The sequence below is a fragment of the Desulforamulus aeronauticus DSM 10349 genome (genome assembly GCF_900142375.1).
Classification (GTDB): Bacteria; Bacillota; Desulfotomaculia; order Desulfotomaculales; family Desulfotomaculaceae; genus Desulfotomaculum; species Desulfotomaculum aeronauticum.
The window spans coordinates 87701-110672 of the sequence record NZ_FRAR01000006.1 but is presented as its reverse complement, the minus strand read 5'-3'; the positions used below and the strand labels follow the sequence as shown (position 1 = coordinate 110672).

Here is a 22972-nt window from a genome sequence, read left to right as displayed (position 1 = left end):
TGGACCTGGAATGAAAAAGTGTCAGGTTTTGCTGAAAAAGCTTACGGAACAAAAAGGTTTCACCCTGGTAGAAGTGATGGTAGTGATTGTTATTATCGGTATTCTGGCGTCCGTTACTATACCCCAGTTTTCCAAGCAGGCTGATAAGGCTAAAACAGCTCGGGCAGAGGTAGAGATGAAGTCGATGGCCAATATAATAAACATCTATTATGCTGAGAAAGGGCAATATCCTATGAAATCTAATGACGATACCGATGGCACCGTTGCAAAGGTATTAAAGGACAACGGGCTAAAATGGGGTAGTAGCGATGCGATTAAGGATCCCTGGGGAAATGCATATTTCTACGATGCAACCGTAGAGAGTTCCAAAGTGACAGGCTTCAAATTATATTGTTATGGCTCCGATCAAGCAACTGATAAGGAGAGCAATATTACCATATCTGGTAACAAAGATAGTGTTACTGCTCCTACAACAGGAAAAGTAACAACAATAACCGGTGTGAAAAGTGATGGTAGCACCTAATAAGACAAGACACTTTGGTTTCATTAGAAAATAGTAACACCATATCCATACTAACCTTTCAGTTATTATCAAGATAGAAATTTCTATGGAGATATTTCGTGAAATGTACATAGTTTTATTCTTTTTGGGTCTCATTTTAGGCAGCTTTTTAAATGTTTGTATCTATCGAACTCCACGGGGAGAATCCATTGTTTCACCACCATCTGCTTGCCCCAAATGCAAAAATAGACTTTTAAAAAGAGATCTAATTCCTGTCATCAGTTACTTATGGTTATGGGGAAAGTGTAGATTTTGTCATGACTCCATCAACCTTCGCTACCCTATCATAGAACTACTTACGGGCTTATTATTTGCCACAACCGCCTACAAACTTGACTACTCCATAGTTACTATCCAGGCATTACTCCTAATTTCTGCTCTGATCGTTATTTCCTTCATAGATCTGGACCATTACATCATCCCGGATAAAATGTTAATTTTTCTTCTAATCACCTGGATAGCCTTCCTGCCTTTTACAACCGTAGACTACCTAAATTCCTTTGCCGGTTTAGCTGCTGCAGGAGGACTTTTCCTTATGATCACGTTCGTTAGCAAGGGTGGCCTAGGTATGGGGGATAGTAAGCTGGCTGCGGTGCTTGGCCTCTATTTAGGCTGGCCCAATGCCTTGTTGGCCATGTTTTTGGCCTGCTTTCTAGCGGGAATCGTAGGCATTTTCCTAATCCTCTTAAAAATCAAATCCCCGAAGGACATCATTCCCTTTGGACCTTTTATGGCGTTGGCTGCCTTTATCACACTTTTATGGGGAGACCAGATTTTGCATTGGTACACGAGTCTCTTATAAAATAAGAGGTTTACATAAAATGAAAAATCTTAAAATAAAGCTTTTACACTTTGTTCGTTCAAAAAAGGGCTTTACTCTCGTGGAGATGGTGGTTGTTATGATGATCTTAGGGGTTGTTGTGGCGATAACGCTCCCTAATTACAGCCGCCCCTTTAGTGATTACAAACTTTACACAGCCGCCAGACAAATGCAGGTTGAGATAAGATCGTTACAGCAAAAATCAATGGCTTTAGATAATACGATTCTGACCAATAGTATGCAATTCGGTCAGGGTATCAATACCTATACGATTACCGAAGTAATTTCGGTTTCTCCCGGTAAAGTCCAGTATCGGCCGCCGCGAATGATCAAATTGCCCGAAGGCATCAGTATCCTTGCTACATCTTTAAACAATAACCAATTAAACATTAGTAAAAATGGCAGTGTTAGTACTGGTGGTACGATAACACTGAGTAGTGCTGTGACTGGCAAGAGGCTCTATGTTATTGTTGCCACCGGGGCGGGTAGAGTTCGACTGAGTAATCTATTGCCAAAATCACAGGATTCATAAGGGGAGAGCTGATTGCCTAAGGGAAAAGCAAGAAATGGTTTTACCTATATTGAGGTTGTCATTAGCGTCCTACTTCTGAGTGTCGTTTTAATCCCCTTATTTGAGTTGCTTGTTCGCAGTAATTTGCATGCTGTCGAGGCGCAGAAATCAACTATCGCACTCTATTTAGCTCAAAGTAAGCTGGAGCAGTATAGTAACACGCCTTTTTGCGATATTAACTCGGTAAATAAACAAACCTATCCCAATAATCCGGGATACGATTATGCTGTTGCGGTAAAGGAGACGGCCCATGTCAGGGGCTATCAAGCTAAGACCATCACAGTGATTATTTATTATCTGGTTGGCCAGGTAGAAAGACAGGTATCTTTAACCATGGAGAAGACAAACCGAGATGTTAAAGCTGACCAACAAGCAGACTAACCATTTCAACCAGGGGTTTACCTTGGTGGAAGTGATGATTTCAATGGTTATTTTGTTAGTTATCCTTTCAGCCATTTTAATGATCTATCAACAAAGTGTCCACCTCTTTCGCCAAAACGATGTGAGAGCGGAAGTTGTAGACAATTTGAGAATAAGTCTGGACCGAATGACCAGGGAATTAATGACCTGTAAAGAACTGAAGTCCGCTCAAAATGGTCAATTGGAGTTTACCACCACCAAATCGAACGGCAAAGATATGGTGGTTACGTACTATCTGCTTCCCGCTCAAAGTGAGATCACTGATGAGGCTACCAACGAATTGGTTCGTAAAGTGGGTTCTAATCCTGCCAACACCATTAGTCTGTTTATCAAGCACATGCAAGTGGAGCGTATCGATACGCCCATCCCCTATAGCAATGCCCCAGAGGGTATCTGGTATGCCACCAGTGTGCGAATAACCTTAACCGGCGGTTCTAAATTTCTGTCTAAAGACATTGTGATGAGTTCAGAAGTTTCCCTGCCATCTCTGAGAGATGTTCGGTACTAAGGGGTTTGCTTATGCCAATCAGTAAGAATGAACAAGGATATGCCATGTTGTTATTGATGATGGTTATATCCTTTACGGTGTTACTTAGCACCGCTGCCTTTTCCATTGCCACCGAAAATAAAAAATCAGGTGTGCTGGGGCAACAGCAACTGCAGTGCTACTATATTGCGGCAAGCGGTTTGGAACATGCCCTGGCTCGAGCAACCACTGAGCTGAATACTGCCCAGGATAAATTATATGGCATGAGTTCCACCTCTTCCCTTACCGAGTATGCCCTGGGAAATGTTGCTGATGGTTCCTACAAAGTATCTGTAGAGAAAATAGGAACGAGGGAATATCGATTCAAATCTGTAGGAACGTTGGGGAATATCACCAAATACTTGGAGGCCGTAATTCAACTGAATAATGATATGGATTTTGCCCGAGGCGTGTGGGTAGGTGGTAATCTTATTAACAGTGGGGATTTGTCGGGGCAATGTATTACAATGAATTCTGATATAACGGTAAAAGGTTACACAGATATCAGTCAAGTTCTGATTAAGGGCAATCTACATTCAGACAGTTATGCAAGATTGCGGGGAGTTAAGGTTAATGGCAAGGTTACTTCTGCCACCGGTTTTGTGGATATTGATGCTTATAACGGGTTTGGCATTGATAGATGCTCCGTGGTGGGTCATGTCACAGCGGCCGGAGATGTTGCCGTAAAAGGAACTGCCGGGGATATTTACAGCGGAGGAGCCGTTACGATTCAAGAAGATTCGCAGAGAGATGGATCGAAGGCAGGGAATATAACCTGTCGTAACGGTGCTGTTATCAGTAATTCCACGGTTAACAGCATTAATTCCGAAGGAAATATTACCATCCAGTCCTCTACGGCAGGGGGCATTCTAACTAACGGGATGGCCAATATTCAAGATAGCACTACCGGTAGCATTAAATCGAAATTGGGCCTAACAATTAATAACACCGCCCAAAACAAAAACCAAGAGAAAATCAATGGCAGCTTGTATTCGGCAGGCGATATTCGTGCGGCTGGCACCACTATTGAACAAAATGTTTTGGGCAATAGTATTTACTTAGATAGTTCTGAAGTAAAGGGCTATGTCTTTGCAAAATCCGGCGTGGTACAAAAAACTAACGGCTCTGTGGTGAGGGGAGTTTTTCCGCCTAATCTTAGTTATGAATATAAAGATAGGTTTACCTATGAAACCCAAAACAAGAATGTTTCAGCAAAGTTGCCATCCTTTATTAAGAACCTTGCGTGGTATAGTCAACGTACCCCGGAGGATCATAAAATACTTTTGGGCCCTAATGATTCCGCAATAGAAATTAATGATGACTCTACTGATAAACGATATGATCTTTCCCAAATGAGCGGTATCTATATCATCGAGTCACCCTACCTAAAACCAAAAGTATATGTCAGTGGTCGTTACCGGGGTAATGTAGTGATTGTTGTGGATGGGGATATCTATGTGCCAGGGGAGTTACAACCAGAAAAGAGTAGCGATAGCATGGCGTTAATTGCTAATGGTAATGTTATTTTAGGAAATCTGTATGATACACAAAACCCCTTTACTATTCGAGCTTTGGTTTATGCCAATAACGACATGTCTATTTATGGGGCTATAGTTACGGGTGCTCTTATTGTAAATAGAGATTTAGATATTTCAGCCTTACATACCTTTCATTATAATGCAGATTTGGTGAATTTACCCTTTTTTAATAAAGCAAAACCTCCCTTTACAGTGATACGCAAAGAAAAATATCCGGTGATGAGAGAGGAATCCTAGGGTGAAAGCAAACGTACGCAGCCTATCAGCACATCTTAATAGGGGAAACAATGTCGGGACAGGGTCAAAGACAGGTGGCTTATCCTCGTTAATTAGTTTCCTAACCAAGAAAAATTATGCCTTGGGAATCGATATCGGTAGCCGCTTCCTAAAAGTAGTTCAAATTAGTAAATCCGGCAAAGACGTGCAAATTGATTATTATGGTAGCATTAAGACTCCCCAGGAATTAGGGTCGAATTCTTTTCCCGAGGAAATGTTGGCGGCTGAGTTGGCCAGGCTGCTAGATCAACTCCCGGTTAAAAGGTGTCCCATCAACGTTACCATTGGTGCTAAGATTATCACCAGACATATTCGCATGCCCGAAATGCCAGCTAAGGAACTGGTAACAGCGATAAAATGGGAAGCGGAAAAATATATCCCTATTCCGGTAGATGAATTGGTACTGGATTATGTCAACCTGGGATCTCAGAACCCGGAGGGACACAAACAAAGTCATATTTTGCTGACAGCCATTACTCGAGAGACGGTGGAATTCTATCACCGTGCTTTTTCTTTCGCCAACTTACAGCTTGCCGCTGTTGATTTGTCCGCCTTTGCCATCTGGCGGGTTTTCGTAGGTATGAATAGAGACTTTCCCAAAGAAGTTACCGCCTTGCTGGATTTGGGTTACAGCAGCAGTCAGATGATTGTGGTTAAGAATCGGAAAATTGTTTTTACCAGACTGCTTCCCGTAGGTGCTCGGACCATTTTTGATACTTTAGCCCGAAATCTGCAGATGGACCTGCGGGACATTAGGCAAGCTTTTGAAACCGACCTGGAACGTCTGACGGTTGGTAACGATAACACCCCTGGTCTGCAGGAGTTTTTGGGAGAGGGAATTGGTGATTTTGTCCGAGAGGTTCGCAGATCACTGGAGTTTTTCAGCAATCAGGAAAAGGATGAAGTTAGCAGGATTGTGATTACTGGTGGTACCGCAAATTTTGCCGGCATTGATCTACTTTTGGCCGAAGAATTAAGGCTGCCTATTAAGATTGGCAGTAGTATGATCCCGATGAAGGACAGACGTAACGAAACCTTAGATCCCTCCTATACAGTGGCCTTGGGATTAGCCCTGCGGGAGGTGGTGAGAAGTGTACAAAGTTAATCTATTACCCCCGGAACTTATGGGCTGGCAGAAAAAGGTGGACAAGCGTCGACTGGTCATGGGTGCCCTTTGTTCAGTACTGGTCGGCATAATGCTGCTTGGCTATGGAAGATTTTTGTACAATGCCGATAACCTTCGCCGGCAATTGCAAGACGTAGAAACAGAACTGACACAGTACCAGGTAGCGGTTGCTAATGTACAGAAGCTGACGGTAAAAAAAGAACAGAATGAAAAAACTGCGGCAGCATTGCAGAGAATTATTGAGACGAGAAGAGTATGGGGGTCCACCCTGGAGGATATCAGTCTAACTATGCCTGTGGATCTCTGGTTGACGGGTTTACAAATTGTAGATGACAAAACGAAACTTCCCCAAAAATCCGTGACCACTGCCCAACCAGGCAATGAGGTTAATCAAACCACCCAAGCAGTGACTGGGAATCCTACGGAACAAACCATCACACCAAATCCACCCAGTGTGATGATCATCGAGGGAAAATCCGGCACCACTCCTTCCATTGGAGTTTTTCAAAAACATTTAACCAATCTTATTTATTTCTCCTCCGTCCAATTAGAAAATACGGAAGTGAGTGATGAGGATGGTACCTTTACATTCACGATCATTGCAGTTCTGAAAGAGAGTGACAGGAATGCTGCAGACTCTAAGTAAACGGGAAAAAATAATGCTCTCGGTAGTAGGGGTAGTTATGCTGGGGTTTGTCTTTAGTCAATTTATCCTGACACCTCAGGTTACTGCCTATAAGGAGATGAAAGCAGAATTGGAGGAACAAACACAGCAGTTGATACAAGTGAAAGCTCTGACTAAATCCGGTACCAATCAAGATCATCTGATCCACCAATCTGAAAAAAAGTTAAACCAAGTGGAAAACCAGTTTAAAACAGAGGTTTCTGATGGGGCGGGCATGGTCAAACTTGCCCTAGAAACCATTCATGAAAAAATAGAACTTATCGGCTTTAAACCTTTGCCTATCCAGGATAAAACCTATTACTACGAAGCTCCCTTTCGCATGGTCCTGCGGGGGGATTTTCTGGATATACTACGTTATTTTAAAAACTTGGAACAGCAGAAGATACTTCCTAATCCGGTTGAAATTAGGGATTTAAAAATTACCCAGCCAAAGCTAACGGATAACGATAAGCAAAATGACAATTCCGGAGGAATATCAATGGGAATGATCAATACCGAAAAAAATTTTAATTTAGCAACTGGGAGCGTGGAAGCAAGTTTTGTCTTGATGACCTATTCCACCCATGATCTACAATCCCGGTTGGCTCTGGAGGAGATTCGCCAGTGGGCAGTAGGACGGGAAAACCCCTTTTTGTATCCAGGCCAAATTTCTCCGTATCTTGAGGTTAAGCCAGTGGAAGGAAATACTATAATTATGGAAGAAGTATCTTTATCGGAAGAAACCCACGGATAGCTTGCCGTGGTTTTTTTCTGAAAAGAGTATAATATTGGCATAAATAAGAATAGAAAAGTAGACAATAGAATGATAAAAGAGCTAAACTAGTACCATGATTTTCTGGTTAGGGGGTATTGATTTGGTAGATAAACAAATCCTTAAAGAAGTATTGGATATGGCTTTAGGAAACGGCGGCGATTTCGCCGATGTTTTTGTGGAAAACAAGCAAGTAACCGGTGTTGGTATGGAAGCCGGACGCATTGAAAGGGTTAATTCGGGGCTTGATGTAGGTGCCGGTATTCGAGTGTTATCCGGGGATGCCACGGCCTATGCTTATACCAATGACATTAGTAAAGCCGGTTTGCTGGAAGCCGCCCAAATTGCCAGCCATGCTGCCAAGGGGGGTAAAAAGGATTTTACGATTGACCTCACTACGGTGAAACCGGTAGTTGACTTTCAGTTTACCAAACGTCCCGAAGACATTAAAACGGAAGAAAAGGTAGCGGTGGTTAAGGCTGCAGAAAAAGCTGCTCGAGCAGTAGATACACAAAAAATAAAACAAGTCATTGTGGGTTACGGTGATACTGTGCAAAGAGTAATCATTGCCAATAGTAACGGAACCTTTGTAGAAGATGAAAGAATTCGCACCCGTTTAATCGTTAATGCGGTGGCGGCAGAAGGTGATACCATCCAAACAGGTTACGATGCTGTAGGTAGTCTCTGTGGTTTTGAATTGTTTGATCGGCTAAACCCAGAGGATGTGGCCAAGCAGGCTGCAACTAGAGCAGTTCAAATGCTGACAGCAAAACCTGCCCCTGCAGGTAAAATGCCGGTGGTGATGGCCGGGGAGGCTGGGGGAACCATGGTGCACGAGGCCTGTGGACATGGTTTGGAGGCCGACCTCACCCAACGGAATCTGTCGGTATATGCGGATCAAAAGGGACAATTAGTGGCCTCTGAATTTGTTACAGTGGTGGATGATGCAACCTTACAGGATAAATATGGGTCTTACCGGTTTGATGATGAGGGAGTTCCCTCCCGCAAGGTAACGATGATCGAAAATGGGGTCTTAACAGATTATCTCTACGATTATCTTACTGCCACTAAGGAGGGGAGAGAATCCAATGGTCATGGCCGTCGGGAATCCTATCAGCACAAGCCTTTGCCAAGGATGGCCAACACCTTAATTGCTCCGGGGAAAATGGATCCTGAAAAGATTATCAGGGAGACCAAAAGCGGCTTATTGGTTCAGAAGATGGGTGGTGGCCAGGTTAATACGACCACCGGAGACTTTGTTTTCGATGTAGCCGAGGGTTATTTGATTAAGGATGGAGAAATCGGTTCGATGGTACGGGGGGCTACTCTGACAGGTAATGGACCGGAAGTATTAAAAATCGTGGATATGGTGGGATCTGATTTGGGTTTTACCATTGGTACCTGCGGTAAGGATGGGCAGGGTGCACCAGTTTCCGATGCTCAACCTACCATGCACATACCGGAAATCGTGGTGGGTGGAACTGCCCACGGTGATGATGATAAAAATCCTGCTATTAAGAGGATTAGGAGAATATAGCTGAGAAGAGGAATAAAAAGCGGCCCAAACAAAGGGTCGCTTTGCTATTTACAGATAAGTGGCCAGACACACCTTTTTACCACCCATCATATGTTATGGTAAGAATGACGCTAGGAGGCCTTATACCTGTATGGGTTGGATACGAGGAGTCTAGGGGGTAATGGGTGGTGAAAATAGGAGATATTGTAACCCGAAAGATTTATGGAGAGGATATGCAATTTTGTGTATTGGGTTTTTATACAAATCAACGAACTGGGGAAAAGGTAGCCATATTGGCCCTTTTAGACCCGAACCTGATAGTAGAGGCGTCGGTACAGGAGCTAAATCCGGTATCGGCCAGAAAGCTATTTGCCTTAACACAAAACTTTGTTCACTAACCGCCCAACTCAGGGCGGTTTTACTTTACACTTTTTGGCTAAAGTATAAGACATACATGCAACTAAATTTGGCTCCATCAGAAAAGGATCATGTTACAGGGTATGGTGTTATCCATACTAACCTTACAGTTATTATTAAGACAGAAAAACTAAGGCTCCCACTTGTATCAAGGCCTTGGCGCAATTCCGGGATCATCAGTCCCATCAATTATTATGTATTTAGTGCGGAGGAGTTAACAAAAGAAGTTAATTAAAAAATATAGCGCCAATCCATGGATTGACGCTATATTTTATGCCCTGATTCTAACAGATGATTAGTAAACTTTTGGATGTAATATATTTGGTTTTTTAAAACTCCTAGAACTTTGCCAGTGCCAGTGAACTTAGCTATAAAAATGGTACTCCTGGTTATAATAAATTTAACTACAAAATTATCTTTAAAATGGAAAAATTTTATCTCGGAAAGGGAGAACAATATGAAACAAAAAGGGGCCTTTTTTCTAACTGTAATCATTGTTTTTGGTTTATTAATAGTATCAGGATGTGCTGCTGATAAGGAGATTATTGAAAATGCTTCCTATATAGGTTCGGATGCCTGTATTAGTTGCCACCAAAATATTGCCAATCACTATGACATGACAACTCACGCCAAAATTTTTACAAGCTTAGATAAATATCCTGTAAACTGGGATCAAAATGTCACTATATGGGCTAGTGCCGAGGGGGAAGATCTCCAAAGTACAAAATTAAATTTGAAAAACTCCCTAGGAGTAATGTTGGATCACTATGTGGTCAGTAAGATAGAGGGAATTCCAGGTTTTCACAGAGTAGCTGCTTTAGAGAAAACGGATACCGGTTATGAGCTACACTCCATAGATATAAAAGATGGGAATGAAAAGGAATGGGTTGCCAAAAGTTATTCTAATTGTGCAGATTGCCATAGTCCCGGATTAAGCACTAAAGGAGTAGGAGCGAAAAGACTTAAAGCCGGGCTAAGTTGTGAAACCTGCCACGGACCTGGATCTGTCCATGCCCAAACAAAAAAACCAGAAACTATTATCGCTAATCAGAATGCCTGTATTACGTGTCACACTCTTGGCAAGCCAGAGCAGGCTAAAGATGGGAATTTTTTAATTGCAGATACCCATTACGGGGTTCGAAATTGGTTTGTTTCGGACCATTACACCAGCGGCTATTTAAATTGCTTAAGTTGTCATACTCCCCACAGCGCTAATAAACAGGGGAATATGCTAAAACAAGACTCCTTTAAAGAAAACTGTGCTACTTGTCATGGACGTAAGGAATTTAATCAAGATGAAATTATGTGGAAAAACCCTACAGATCTTCGCGGTCATTTCACCCGGGACCATAGTTTTGGTAAACTCCTATATGAAGATTTAGGGGATAATCCAGAAACGAAAGAAATTGAAATAACGAATCCTGAAGCTATTAAAACAATCAAGAACTCATCCAAAGGGGGGGAGTAAGATGATTAGCCTAAACAATCTTTATATCCAATATATTGGGTTATTAATAGTAATAGCAACTGTCGGGACGCTTATAATAGCGGTGGCTCATTATATTGCAGTTGGCCCTAATGCAAAAAGCTTAGGTAAATTGAAGCCGGAAATACAAAGATTTAATTTCCTAGAAATATCATCCCATTTTTTGAGAATGGCTAGCACGATCATTTTAGCCATTACTGGTATAGCCTTTGCTGTTTACAATACCCTTGGTTTAAGTTATCAATTTCTTTTACATATCCACCTTTTTTTTGCTGCACTATTTGCCCTTTCTTCAGTAGTATCAATCCTAATCTGGATGAAAGATAATACCTTTAAAAAATATGATTGGGAATGGCTTAAGGTAATGGGGGGATATCTAACCAAAAAAGAAATCCATGTTCCCGCCGGCAAATTTAACGCAGGACAAAAACTTTTTTTCTGGCTTACTACTTTTTTAAGCATTTTTCTCATATTTTCCGGCTATTTATTAACTTACCCAGCTCAATTCTCTGTCCACATAGTGTTATGGGCATCCATTATTCATGGTGTTTCAGCAGTTACGCTAATAGCGGTAGTGATAGGTCATGCTTATTTAGGTAGCTTTGCTAACCCTGGAACAATTGGGACTATTACCCATGGCATGGTAGCCAAAGAATGGATTAAACTTCATCATCCTAAATGCGGCGATTGATGGGTTTGAGAATGTTATAAATTTTGTAGCTAATGCGTAGATAGCTAATTTGTTTAGTTACTACGCATTTACTATCTAATGCGAAAGGGTACTAAGGGCAAGTCACGATCTTATTCAATTAAGAGTATTTTTTTCTGCAAAGAGAACATATTGTACACAACTGCTTGTTTTTTTGGATATAATTAACACTGGATAACTTATTTAACTCGGACTTTAAAATATTCACATAGGTTCTCCTAGAACAACTTACATGGGGAATTAATTTTCAGTTGCTAACCAAAGCACTTCGCAGGTAGTATGTAGTGCTTATAAAATCAATTCTAATAATTTAAAGTTCTACGGTAACAATACTTATGTGTGAGGAAGGAGTGTCATTCTTTTGACTAAACAATATTTACAGATAGCCCAGGATGCCGTGCAAAAGGCTACCAAGAGCGGTGCTGCCATGGCTGAAGCCTATTTATTAAGTAGTAAAGATTTATCTATCGAAATCCGGGATGCAGAAGTAGAAACCATGAAATTAGCTGAGGACCGGGGGTTGGGAGTCAGGGTAATTACCGATGGTCGGGTAGGCTTTGCTTTCACCACAGAGTTTAGTGCCAGTGGTTTAGACCAGGTGGTGCACCAAGCCTTAGCCAATGGTTCCAATACGGAACCAGATCAGTTTTATAAACTGCCCCAGGTGTCGGGAGAGTATCCAGAACTTAATCTCTATGACCCCGCCATCCGGGCAGCTACAGTGGAACAAAAGATTAAAATGGCTGTAGAAATGGAAAAAACAGCCAAGGATTACGATAAAAGAGTAAAAATTATTGAAAGTGCGGCTTACCAGGATGCCGAAGTGGAAGTAAGCATTGTCAATTCTCAGGGGTTGCAGGCTCATTACGAGGGGGCTTATTGCGGTATTTATTGTGCCCTGGTGGCTGGGGAAGGGGAAGACAGTCAAACCGGTTTTGCCATGAAATATGGCCTGAAATTTGCTGAACTAGACCCTACAGTTATTGGACAAGAGGCAGCCCGGCGGGCAGTACGTATGTTGGGAGCCAAACCAGTTAAGTCTCAGCGGGTGCCGGTGGTGTTAGATCCCTACATTGTTACTAATTTTCTGGGTCTGCTTTCTCCGGCTTTGTCCGGTGAAGCTGTCCAAAAGGGTCGGTCCTTGTTCGCCGGGAAAGTGGGTCAAAGGGTTGCCAGTGAGTTGATCACCATTGTTGACGATGGCCGCCTGGCAGGAGGAATTGCTTCGGCACCCTTTGATGGGGAGGGCGTGCCCACCTCTGAAACAGTGCTCATAGATGCTGGTCAATTGAAAGGGTTTCTGTACAATACCTATACCGCTGCCAAGGAGGGGCTTACCTCCACCGGCAATGGTGTCCGGGGCTCCTTTAAAGGTACACCGGAGGTAGGAACCACCAATTTCTTTATCCGACCTGGCAAGATGAATCATGAACAAATGATCAAAGAAGTTAAAAATGGGCTGTATGTAACCGAGGTGATGGGTATGCACACCGCGAATCCCATCTCCGGGGATTTTTCTCTAGGTGCGGCAGGCATTTGGATTGAAAATGGCCAATTTACCAAACCCGTTCGTGGTGTAGCCATTGCAGGCAATATTATGGAACTGCTTAGTGCAGTAGATGCCGTAGGGAATGACTTGGAATTCTTCGGTGGCAAAGGGGCACCCACTGTTCGTATAGCTTCGTTGTCCTTAAGCGGCAGCTAAGGTTGTTTATTACGACAAGCGCATGAATGCACAGATTGTAAATTTTCTATTAGAAAAATGTGTATTGTACCCTGTAGGGGCGAGCTTTGCTCGTCCGCAAGCCCGATACCCTAAAGGGCACAAGAAAATGGCATAAGATCATGATTTTCGGGCGTGCAAAGCACGCCCCTACAAAAACCCCTTCCGCATTAATAGAAAATATGGTAAAATGTGCTCTGGTAACGCAGATATGACGTTTGTCTAGTTGTAGGGAGATATTCAAATATGAAAATTTTGATCCTTCACGGCCCCAATTTAAATTTCCTGGGAAAACGAGAACCGGGTATTTATGGTTCTACCACGCTGGAAGAAATCAATAATAGCTTGCAGGTACTGGCACAGGATTTGAAGGCTGAAGTAGATTTTTTTCAATCCAATCATGAGGGTGCCTTAATTGATAAACTTCAGTCAGCACACTCGTTAGTGGATGCAGTGGTGTTTAATCCCGGAGCCTACACCCATTACAGTCTGGCGTTGCGGGATGCTGTGGCTTCTATGCAAGTTCCGGTCATTGAAGTGCATTTATCCAATATTCATGCCCGGGAAGAGTTTCGCCATCAATCTGTGATAGCTCCGGTGGCTGCAGGCCAAATCACTGGCTTTGGCCCGGCTAGTTATCTGCTTGGATTAAGGGCAGCAGTAACCCTGGTCCAATCCGGGAGGAAAAAAATTTGAACCAGAGAGTAAAGAGACTTCGGGAACAAATGTTCCAACAGGACGTTTCTTATCTTTTGATCACCGATCCAAAAAATCGATTCTACCTCAGTGGATTTACCGGTTCCACTGGGGTTTTACTGATTGGGTTAGAGGAATGTTTTTTTCTTACAGATTTCCGGTATATTGAGCAGGTCAAAGAACAATGCCCCGGTTACAAGTTGATAAAAGTAGAGCAGCAATCGCTCTTTGCCTCTTTGACTCAAGTATTAAAGGGATCTAAAGGTGATACGCTATCTTTTGAAGAAAACCACCTAACTGTCAAAGAATATTTGGAGTTAAAGGATATGCTACCGGGCGTAGCCTTACAACCGGGCAGTGGTCTGGTGGAAGACCTAAGAATGATCAAAGACTCTGCTGAAATTCCGATTATTCGGCAGGCTATGACCATTGGAGATAAAGCCTTTCAACATATTCTCGGTTTTATTAAGACAGGCATCTCGGAGAAAGAATTAGCTTTGGAGCTGGAGTTTTTCATGCGTAAACAGGGAGCCTCCGGCATTGCCTTTGATACCATTATGGCCTCCGGCCCACGGTCGGCCCTCCCCCATGGAGTGGCCAGTGAACGGAAACTGCAACGGGGCGATTTCCTAACCATGGATTTTGGGGCTATCTATCAAGGATATCATTCAGATATGACCCGTACCGTTGTGCTGGGTGAATCCACGAACAAACAAGATGAAATCTATAAAATTGTGCTGGAGGCCCAGTTGGCTGGTTTAGCTGCTGTTAAAGCAGGGGTACCGGCTAGGGAAGTCGACGAAACTTCGCGTTGGGTAATTACTGAGCGAGGCTATGGCGAATACTTTGGTCATGGCACTGGCCATGGCGTGGGTTTAGCTATTCATGAAAGACCTCGTGTGAATACCAAAGACGATACCATTCTGCAGCCAGGCATGGTCATCACCATTGAACCAGGCATTTACCTGCCCGATTGGGGTGGGGTGCGTATAGAGGACAGTGTATTGGTAACCGAACAAGGTTGTGAGATACTTACCTCTTCACCTAAACTTGAATTGTTAAAACTTTAGTTTTTAGGAGGGCGAATTATTTGATCTCTACCAGTGATTTTAGAACCGGTCTCACCCTTGAGGTGGACAATGATGTGTACCAAATCGTGGAGTTCCAGCACGTAAAACCCGGTAAAGGTGCTGCCTTTGTGCGTACTAAAATGAGAAATATGCGTACCGGGTCTGTAATTGAAAGAACCTTCAACCCTAACGAAAAATTCCCCCCGGCTCGGATCGAGCGCCAGACAGTACAGTATCTATACAATGATGGTGAAAACTTTAATGTTATGAACAATGAGACCTTTGATCAGTTTGCTATTTCCGCAGCGGACATGGGTGATGCTGTTAAGTGGCTGAAAGAAAACATGAACCTCACCATTGCCACTTACAATGGTGCTATTATGGGAGTAGAATTACCCAACACTGTTGAACTGGAAGTAACCGATACCGCACCGGGCATCAAAGGGGATACCGCCTCCGGTGGCGGCAAACCGGCTACCCTGGAAACCGGTGCAGTGATTAACGTACCTTTCTTTGTTAACGTAGGTGACATACTGCAGGTAGACACCCGCACCGGCAGCTATATTAAACGGGTATAATTCCAGAACCAGAAGTTGCCCGCTTGCAAGTGGCCCCTCCACCGGGGCGTGGATAGAAACAAACCAGATTATGTTTAAAACCCCCTGAACTGAGGAATAATACTGTAATGTATTTATGGTATTAAGTAAAGGGGGTTTTTGCATGGATACTTTAAAGTCAAAAGTAGCCTATCTACAAGGATTAGCAGATGGTATGAATCTATCTGCAGACAGCAAAGAAGGTCGGCTCTTCCATGGTATAATCGACGTTCTGCAGGATTTTGCTGAGCAATTGGATGGCTTGGAAGAAGCCCAGGAGCAGTTGGAGGACTATGTAGAGACCATTGATGAAGATCTTTATACGCTGGAAGAGGATCTAAATGACTGTGAGTGCTGTGATGAGGAAGATTATGTTGAAGTAGACTGCCCTGGTTGTGGTGAAACAGTTATGTTCCACTCAGACATTTTGGAAGACGACGATGTTATTGAAGTTACCTGTCCAAACTGCGATGAAGTGGTTTTTATTAACGATGATCAATATAGCAGTGCTGATGAGGTCGAAAATATGGAAGGCTACGAGCATAACAGGTGATCGTAACTGGTTTACAGGGGACAGGGCTATGGGGCGCTGTTCCTTTATGTTATTTTTAGGGATCAAGAATTTTTTCTTGCAAAGGGCTTTAAACTGAGATAAAATAGATAAAAATTGATACCGAATGTCTATGAAGGAGAAAAGTAGGACAGATCCCAGTCTCACAGGGAGGAAACGTCACCGACTGTAAGCGTTTCCAGGCATGGCTGACTGAAGTTCTCTCCGGAGATGCCGACTGAACGAAAGAAGTAGGTTAGGCCGTAGTTCCCACGTTACAGGGAAGGGGGTATCGGACTTGGTTCCCGTACTCTGCACAAGGGGGTCTCTTTTTCTTTTGGAGAGATCAACTAGGGTGGTAACGCGGCAAGCTTTAGGCTTCTCGTCCCTATTGGGATGAGAAGCTTTTTATATTTTAGCCGTGTTTGATACGAGACAGTCCTGTACTCCTAGAGGGGGTCGTTGACCAATAAGGGTGGTACCGCGGAAGTCTGTTGACTTTCGTCCCTTAGTAAATTTCAAAGATTAAAATTTACGGAGGGATTTTCTATGGTAGTGGTTATGCAACCCCAAGCAAGTAAAGAACTCATTTCAGAGGTAAATGCCAGGCTAACGGAAGCAGGTTTTTTGACACAGGTGATTTACGGGGTGAAACGGACGGTGGTAGCCGCTGTGGGCGATCGCCGGGCCATTGAGTCCATGGGTTTGGAAGCTTTGCCCGGTGTAGAAAAAGTGGTGCCGATTATGCAACCCTATAAACTGGCCAGCCGGGAAGTAAAAGAAGAGAGAACCATCATTAACGTTAAAGGTGTAACCATCGGCGGAAGGGAATTAGCGGTTATTGCCGGTCCCTGTGCTGTGGAAAGTAAGGAGCAATTAATGGAGGCTGCTTACTCTGCCCGTCAGGCAGGTGCTAGATTGCTCAGGGGTGGTGCCTTCAAACCTCGGACTTCTCCCTATAGCTTTCAGGGTATGGAAGAAAAAGGACTGGAGTTGTTGGCTCAAACTGCACAGGAGACCAACATGGTTACGGTAAGTGAAGTTATCGATGAAGAGAGCCTACAAATGTCTCTGGACTATATAGATGTGCTGCAAATTGGCACCAGGAACATGCAAAATTTCCGTTTATTAAAAGCAGCAGGTAAATCGGGGAAGCCGATTCTATTGAAAAGAGGCCATTCCGCTACCGTAGAAGAATGGCTGATGGCTGCTGAGTATGTTATGTCCGAAGGGAATCAGCAGGTAATTCTCTGTGAGCGGGGAATCCGTACTTTCGAAACCGCTACCCGTAACACACTGGATCTCAGTGCTGTGCCGCTGATTAAAGGTTTAAGCCACTTGCCCGTGGTGGTAGATCCCAGTCATGCCACTGGTAAACGGGATTTGGTTGCCCCGATGTCCTTGGCTGCAGTGGCGGCCGGTGCCGATGGACTTTTGGTCGAAATGCACCCGGATCCGGCCCGTGCCCTATGCGATGGTCCGCAGTCTTTAAATCCCCGGGAATTTTCCGAACTAATGGAAAGAATGAGACCGGTAGCAGCTGCAATGGGTAAAGAGCTATAGGTGGGGGATAAAATGAGAAAAATTGGTTATCTAGGACCCCGGGGAACATTTTCTGATCAGGCGGCGCTACAATATTTGGGAGAAGAACAGGCAGAATTGGTGCCTTGTAATACGTTAGAGGATGTTTGTCGGAGCGTTATAGAGGGGATTTGTTCTGAGGGGATACTTCCCATAGAAAACCTCATTGAAGGCTCTGTGAATCCAGTATTGGATTTGTTGTTGGAAACTCCCCAGGTAACGATACAGGCAGAATTTATGTTGCCGGTAGCGCATTACCTGTTAGCCCCGTCCGAGAGATCTCTATCGGAGATTAAGACAGTACTCTCTCATCCTCAGGCTTTGAGCCAGTGCCGTCAATATTTGGCTAACCATCTTCCGCAGGCAATATTAGTGCCTGTGGAAAGTACGGCTCTGGCTGCCAAGCGGTTGGTCGAAGAGGGGGGGCATGGCATGGCTGCCATTGCCCCCTTGGCTTCAGCCAACAGATATGGTTTAGCCATCCTTGATAAAAATATTCAGGACCAGCCTCATAACTGCACACGTTTTGTGGTGATTGGCACGGAGCCTGTTCCTATGAAAAATGACACTTATAAAACCTCATTGGCTGTTTCCGCCATTGATTGTCCAGGAGCACTCCACAGCATTCTAAAAGAATTTGCCTGGCAGGGGATTAACTTAACTCGTATTGAATCCCGTCCGGCTAAGACATATTTAGGGGAATACATTTTTTATATAGATCTGGAAGGCCATCGCTGTCAGCCTGAGGTTGCCGAGGTTCTGCAAAAGCTGGCGGATGAAAGCCGGGGCATCAGCATTCTGGGGAGCTATCCGGCCAGCCGGCGGCTACAGGGCCAGGAACCAGAACCGTCAATGGCCACTCTGCAGTCTCTCCGGTCAGATATTGATCTGATTGACAGGCAGTTGGTACAATTGCTTGGCAAACGACTTAAGCTGGTGAAAAGGGTGGGAGAATTAGAGCAGCAGCAAGGCTCTGTCAAGGAGCCCTCTCCCCCAAAGGAACAACAGGTGCAGGTGGCAGCTATCCGCCAATTGGCTGTCCAACAGGGTCTCTCCCCGGATGTAGTGGAAAAGTCATACAGATTATTGTTAGATTATTTTGTACAAATTTAGACGGAATAGTTAGCATATCGGCCATAGCCAGACTTAGAATAGATATTTGCATTGTAGTAAAAGATAAGTTTTAGTAAAAATATCAAACCTTAATTTGGAGTAAATTCCAATCTTATTGACCCGAAGCATTTAACGACCTTATAATATATTTGTTGAAACTTTTTACGAAATGGGGGAGAAACTCTTGTCAGGCAAAAAAATTCTTATTATCGGTGGTGTAGCTGCAGGTCCTAAGACTGCCGCCAGAGCTCGCCGTTTAGATCCTGAGGCTCAAATTACCATTCTTGAAAAAGGAAAACACATATCCTATGCTGGGTGTGGCATGCCTTTTTATCTTTCCGGGCAAATTCATGATTTCGACCACTTGTATTCCACTGCCTACGGTGTGAAGAGAGACCCCGCTTTCTTTAAAGCGGAGCGTGGTGTGGACGTAATTCTGGGCATGGAGGCCATCTCCATCGACCGGGCCAATAAGAAAGTGGTTGCCCGCAATGTAGATACCGGTGAAGAAACAGTTTTTGAATATGACAAACTAGTTTTGGGCACGGGTGCTTATCCCATTACGCCGCCCATTGAAAACCTGGATTTAAAAGGTGTTTATCGCCTGAACCACTTAACCGATGCTGAAAAGATTAAGCAGGCTATGGATGCCGGTGAAGTAAACGATGTAGTGGTTATCGGTACTGGCTTTATTGGCATGGAAGCCTTAGATGCGGTATTTAACCCCATGCGTACAGTGACCGTAGTGGAATTTAGAGATACTATGCTACCGGGTATTCTGGATCCCGATATGGCCAAACTCCTGTATAAGAACCTTTACGAACAGGGTATTGAAGGTCGCTTTGGCGAAAAAGTACTCCGTTTGGAAGGTGAAGAGGGCAAAGTTACCCGTGTTATCACCGACAAGAGTGCCATTGATGCTGATGCTGTTATTCTAGCTGTGGGAGTACGTCCCAATGTGAAGCTAGCTCAAGAGGCCGGGCTTACTATTGGTGAAACCGGAGCCATCAGTGTTAACGAATATATGCAGACTAACGATCCCGACATCTATGCCTTGGGTGATTGTGCCGAGAATACCAATCTGATCACCGGCAAGAAAGTCTTTGCTCCCATGGCTACCTATGCTAATCGCCAAGGGCGTGTGGTGGGTGACAACGTGACAGGTGGCAAATCCACCTTTAAGGGTATCCTGGGTACCGGTGTACTGCATTGCATGCATGTGAATGTGGCTCGCACTGGCCTCGGTGAAGTTCAGGCCCGTGCTTTAGGATATGATATTGAGACTGTTCGGGTTTCCACCTTTGATATGACTCACTATCATCCCAGCAGCAATAAAGTGTTGTTTAAAATGATTGTCGAGAAAAATACCGGCAAGATTTTAGGCATCCAAGGCCTTGGCCAAGGTGAAGTGGCCAAGCGGATTGATGTGGTAGCTACCATGATTCAATACGGTGGCACCCTGGATGACCTGTTGGAACTGGATCTGGGCTACGCACCTCCTTTCAACACACCCATTGATCCTATGGTACACACTGGCAACACCTTAAAGAACAAGTTGGCGGGTGTGGCCAAAACCTATACTCCTGAAGAAGTTGAAGCAAAGCTGGAGCGCGGCGAGGACTTTCTTTTGCTGGATGTCCGTACTCCCCAGCAGTTTAACATGCGCCACATTGAGGATGACCGGGTGCAGCAGCTTACCTTGGGTGATCTAAGAGATAAACTGGATCAAGTACCCCGGGATAAGGAAATTGTTACTGTCTGTGTTATGGGTTCCCGGGCTTATGAAGCAGCTCGCATCTTGGAGGGCGCTGGGTTTAAAGATGTAAAATTTATGGAAGCCGGCATGGAAGGCTGGTCCTTTGATATGGATGAATAGGAAATAACCAAAAGGTCCTGTGCGAAACTTCGCACAGGACCTTTTTAACACTTTCAGAAAGTATAAAATTTCTATTGACGAAAGTATAAGAAAAACTAAAGTTTTTGCCTGCCCCTATAGGTTGTGACCTTTAGGTTATGCCCTATAGGGTACGTCAAAGACTTGGTGCAAGACAAGTTTTTCTAAGAGTCAGCAGTTTTATAAAAAGTTCGAATTAAGCTATACCAGAATACAAGAAATAGTAATTCTATACCAGGGCTAATATAAAAGAAGTAAAAGAGTGGTGTCCTAGGTATAAACAGTGTCAACATGAGTAAGGCCAAGATTAAATAAACAAAATTAATTTTTAATTTGCCAGGTTTAATCAATATTTTGATGTAGTCTATCGAAAAAAGAATAGTTAACAGGAATGTCCAAACTATTTTCCAAATATATACAGGCAGATAATTGAAATGTGTAGAAGAATAGCTGAGAATATATTTCGTTAAAAAATAGTATCCCGTCAGAAAAAGTACAATTAAAATTGCGGTTAGTATATCTGTTGGCTTTAAAGACTTCATAGGAAGATATTTGCCCCCCCTCCCTTTTGAGCATAGTAGCACTATTGAACTAAAATGTAAATATAGTGTCTAGTGTCAAGGGGACGGTTCTCTTGACACCTAATAGCACCTAATAGTATGGATATAGAAAGATTGGTGGAAGAAGTAAGCAAAGCACAAAAATAAAAAAATCTATGATTGGGTGCCTTTAAGGCACTCTTTTTTGTTTTTGGCTACCTTAAAATGGAATAATTTGGAGCATTAGCCAATATGTATAACATAGGGAGGGACAAACTATGTCAATCTTAAGGCCAATGCAGGTGCTGGATGCCGAACAAACAATGTTGGATGAAGTACTCACTTTATTACCCCCCAGCCTACGTGATATTCTAAGTAATTTGCCGGTGGCCATTAAGAACTCTGTTGAAGAAATACGTGTTCGCCAGGGGCGCCCACTTATGTTAGGTCTAGCTCAGCGAGATGGTTACGTTTCTCACCAAGGTGCAATTTTGGATTCTGAAGTAGGGGCCTACCAGGTTAGTGCAACAGACATTGAACGAGTTACTCAACTGGTAAGCAGAAGCTCTCTCTATGCCTTAGAAGAGGAATTAAGAAACGGTTTTATTACCTTGCCCGGCGGGCATCGCGTGGGTATTACCGGTAAGGTGCTCACCGAACAAGGACGGGTAAAAAATATTAAATACATTTCCAGTTTTAATTTTCGTATTTCCCGGGCCGTGCTAGGAGCTGCAGACAGGGTGCTGCCTTATCTGATAGCGCCGGACGGTAGATTTTTTCATACCGTGCTGGTGTCACCGCCTCGTTGTGGTAAAACTACCCTGCTAAGGGATCTCGTCCGGCGGTTGAGCTCGGGGGTGCCGGAATTGGGGTTTCCGGGAGCTACGGTGGGAGTGGTGGACGAGCGTTCCGAGATTGCAGGCTGTTACCGGGGCGTGCCCCAACGGGAGGTTGGCCCTCGTACCGATGTGCTGGATGCCTGTCCGAAGGCGGCAGGTATGATGATGCTGCTGCGTTCCATGGGACCCACGGTGATTGCGACGGATGAAATTGGTCGCCAGGAAGACATTGCTGCACTGGAAGAAGTGATTAATGCCGGTATTAAAGTTCTGACAACCATCCATGGTTCTTCCCTGGAGGAATTGGCAGACCGACCGGCACTGCAATATTTGTTTCAAATTAAAGCCTTTCAGCGGTTTGTTATACTGGGCCGCTCCAGAGGTGTGGGAACGGTGGAAGACATTATTGACGGCCAGACCCTACGGTCGTTGGGGGTGAAGTTATGCTGAAATTATTGGGAGCCGCGGCAGTCGTTTTCTCCTGCACCTTGATCGGTATGACAGTGGCTAGTGGCTACAGTCGGCGGCCCATGGAAATTCGGGCGTTATTAAATGCCCTGCAGATGCTGGAAACGGAAGTGTCTTACGGGGCGACCCCTCTACCGGAGGCCTTGGCCTTGGTGGCAGAGCGTTGTGATCCACGGATTGCTTTGCTGTTTAACCGAGCCAGCGAGGAATTGCTAACTCTGCGGGGCATTACCGCCAGGGAGTCCTGGGAAACAGCTCTCAAGGAATTTTATCCTAAGTCAGCTCTCAACAGGAGTGATCGTACCATCCTGCTGGAACTGGGCAACAGCCTGGGGGTTTCCGATCGGGAAGATCAATTAAAACATTTAGCCCTGACCAGGGAGCAGCTTAAACTGGAGCAGGCTAAGGCGGAGGATGACTCGCAGAGAAATACCAAGGTTTATAATTACCTGGGTTTCCTGGGGGGACTTACTTTGGTGCTTATCTTCATCTAGTTAATC

23 protein-coding genes and 1 other annotated feature are annotated in these 22972 nt (G+C 44.1%); all 23 genes read left to right on the top strand.

The features are described from left to right. Nucleotides 1–10: 10 nt before the first annotated feature. The 23 genes from BUA78_RS20455 (at nucleotide 11) to spoIIIAB (ending at nucleotide 22966) form a co-directional block, all read left to right on the top strand. Entirely contained in the window at nucleotides 11–523 is a 513-nt protein-coding gene (locus BUA78_RS20455) for a type II secretion system protein GspG (RefSeq protein ID WP_072910790.1), read from the top strand. 103 nt (nucleotides 524–626) lie between these two features. Beyond that, the gene (locus tag BUA78_RS02885) at nucleotides 627–1364 is read left to right on the top strand and encodes a prepilin peptidase (RefSeq protein ID WP_072910789.1); all 738 of its coding nucleotides are present in this window, start codon (nucleotides 627–629) and stop codon (nucleotides 1362–1364) included. Between the two features lie 19 nt (nucleotides 1365–1383). Then, on the top strand, nucleotides 1384–1914 hold the full coding sequence (locus BUA78_RS02880) for a type II secretion system protein (RefSeq protein WP_072910788.1): 531 nt from the start codon (nucleotides 1384–1386) through the stop codon (nucleotides 1912–1914). A 12-nt stretch (nucleotides 1915–1926) separates the two neighbouring features. Next, on the top strand, nucleotides 1927–2334 hold the full coding sequence (locus BUA78_RS02875; RefSeq protein ID WP_072910787.1) for a type IV pilus modification PilV family protein: 408 nt from the start codon (nucleotides 1927–1929) through the stop codon (nucleotides 2332–2334). Continuing rightward, on the top strand, nucleotides 2306–2881 hold the full coding sequence (locus BUA78_RS02870) for a PilW family protein (protein WP_072910786.1): 576 nt from the start codon (nucleotides 2306–2308) through the stop codon (nucleotides 2879–2881). The genes BUA78_RS02875 and BUA78_RS02870 overlap by 29 nt, the downstream gene beginning before the upstream one ends. A gap of 11 nt (nucleotides 2882–2892) precedes the next feature. Then, on the top strand, nucleotides 2893–4674 hold the full coding sequence (locus BUA78_RS02865) for a hypothetical protein (RefSeq protein ID WP_072910785.1): 1782 nt from the start codon (nucleotides 2893–2895) through the stop codon (nucleotides 4672–4674). Nucleotide 4675: 1 nt separating this feature from the next. Beyond that, complete coding sequence (pilM, locus tag BUA78_RS02860; RefSeq protein ID WP_072910784.1) at nucleotides 4676–5818, top strand: type IV pilus assembly protein PilM; 1143 nt, start codon at nucleotides 4676–4678, stop codon at nucleotides 5816–5818. After that, complete coding sequence (locus BUA78_RS02855) at nucleotides 5805–6485, top strand: PilN domain-containing protein (protein WP_072910783.1); 681 nt, start codon at nucleotides 5805–5807, stop codon at nucleotides 6483–6485. Before pilM ends, BUA78_RS02855 begins: the two co-directional genes overlap by 14 nt. Then, on the top strand, nucleotides 6466–7257 hold the full coding sequence (locus BUA78_RS02850; protein ID WP_072910782.1) for a type IV pilus inner membrane component PilO: 792 nt from the start codon (nucleotides 6466–6468) through the stop codon (nucleotides 7255–7257). The genes BUA78_RS02855 and BUA78_RS02850 overlap by 20 nt, the downstream gene beginning before the upstream one ends. Nucleotides 7258–7378: 121 nt before the next feature. Continuing rightward, complete coding sequence (locus BUA78_RS02845; protein ID WP_072910781.1) at nucleotides 7379–8812, top strand: TldD/PmbA family protein; 1434 nt, start codon at nucleotides 7379–7381, stop codon at nucleotides 8810–8812. A 164-nt stretch (nucleotides 8813–8976) separates the two neighbouring features. Continuing rightward, complete coding sequence (locus tag BUA78_RS02840) at nucleotides 8977–9189, top strand: sporulation peptidase YabG (RefSeq protein WP_011877409.1); 213 nt, start codon at nucleotides 8977–8979, stop codon at nucleotides 9187–9189. A gap of 476 nt (nucleotides 9190–9665) precedes the next feature. Next, on the top strand, nucleotides 9666–10676 hold the full coding sequence (locus BUA78_RS02835; RefSeq protein WP_072910780.1) for a nitrate reductase cytochrome c-type subunit: 1011 nt from the start codon (nucleotides 9666–9668) through the stop codon (nucleotides 10674–10676). 1 nt (nucleotide 10677) lies between these two features. Then, entirely contained in the window at nucleotides 10678–11385 is a 708-nt protein-coding gene (locus tag BUA78_RS02830; RefSeq protein ID WP_072910779.1) for a formate dehydrogenase subunit gamma, read from the top strand. Between the two features lie 379 nt (nucleotides 11386–11764). Next, nucleotides 11765–13108, top strand: a complete 1344-nt coding sequence (locus BUA78_RS02825; protein WP_175548956.1) for a TldD/PmbA family protein — start codon at nucleotides 11765–11767, stop codon at nucleotides 13106–13108. A gap of 264 nt (nucleotides 13109–13372) precedes the next feature. Next, a complete protein-coding gene (gene aroQ, locus BUA78_RS02820; RefSeq protein ID WP_072910777.1) occupies nucleotides 13373–13822 on the top strand; it encodes a type II 3-dehydroquinate dehydratase in 450 nt (149 codons plus the stop codon). After that, nucleotides 13819–14892: a M24 family metallopeptidase gene (locus BUA78_RS02815; RefSeq protein WP_072910776.1), complete on the top strand. Its 1074-nt coding sequence runs from the start codon at nucleotides 13819–13821 to the stop codon at nucleotides 14890–14892. Before aroQ ends, BUA78_RS02815 begins: the two co-directional genes overlap by 4 nt. Nucleotides 14893–14912: 20 nt before the next feature. Further along, entirely contained in the window at nucleotides 14913–15470 is a 558-nt protein-coding gene (gene efp, locus BUA78_RS02810; protein ID WP_072910775.1) for an elongation factor P, read from the top strand. Between the two features lie 142 nt (nucleotides 15471–15612). Further along, nucleotides 15613–16041 carry a CD1247 N-terminal domain-containing protein gene (locus BUA78_RS02805; protein WP_072910774.1) on the top strand — a complete coding sequence of 143 codons (429 nt, stop codon included), beginning with the start codon at nucleotides 15613–15615 and terminating at the stop codon, nucleotides 16039–16041. A 121-nt stretch (nucleotides 16042–16162) separates the two neighbouring features. Beyond that, nucleotides 16163–16431: a binding site (T-box leader), on the top strand. 156 nt (nucleotides 16432–16587) lie between these two features. Then, entirely contained in the window at nucleotides 16588–17601 is a 1014-nt protein-coding gene (aroF, locus tag BUA78_RS02800) for a 3-deoxy-7-phosphoheptulonate synthase (RefSeq protein WP_072910773.1), read from the top strand. 12 nt (nucleotides 17602–17613) lie between these two features. Further along, nucleotides 17614–18732, top strand: a complete 1119-nt coding sequence (pheA, locus tag BUA78_RS02795) for a prephenate dehydratase (protein ID WP_072910772.1) — start codon at nucleotides 17614–17616, stop codon at nucleotides 18730–18732. Between the two features lie 184 nt (nucleotides 18733–18916). Further along, nucleotides 18917–20608, top strand: coding sequence for an FAD-dependent oxidoreductase (locus BUA78_RS02790; protein ID WP_175548955.1), 1692 nt, complete (start codon nucleotides 18917–18919; stop codon nucleotides 20606–20608). An 835-nt stretch (nucleotides 20609–21443) separates the two neighbouring features. Further along, complete coding sequence (spoIIIAA, locus tag BUA78_RS02780) at nucleotides 21444–22454, top strand: stage III sporulation protein AA (protein ID WP_072910769.1); 1011 nt, start codon at nucleotides 21444–21446, stop codon at nucleotides 22452–22454. Further along, nucleotides 22448–22966, top strand: a complete 519-nt coding sequence (spoIIIAB, locus tag BUA78_RS02775; RefSeq protein WP_072910768.1) for a stage III sporulation protein SpoIIIAB — start codon at nucleotides 22448–22450, stop codon at nucleotides 22964–22966. Before spoIIIAA ends, spoIIIAB begins: the two co-directional genes overlap by 7 nt. Nucleotides 22967–22972: the final 6 nt, after the last annotated feature.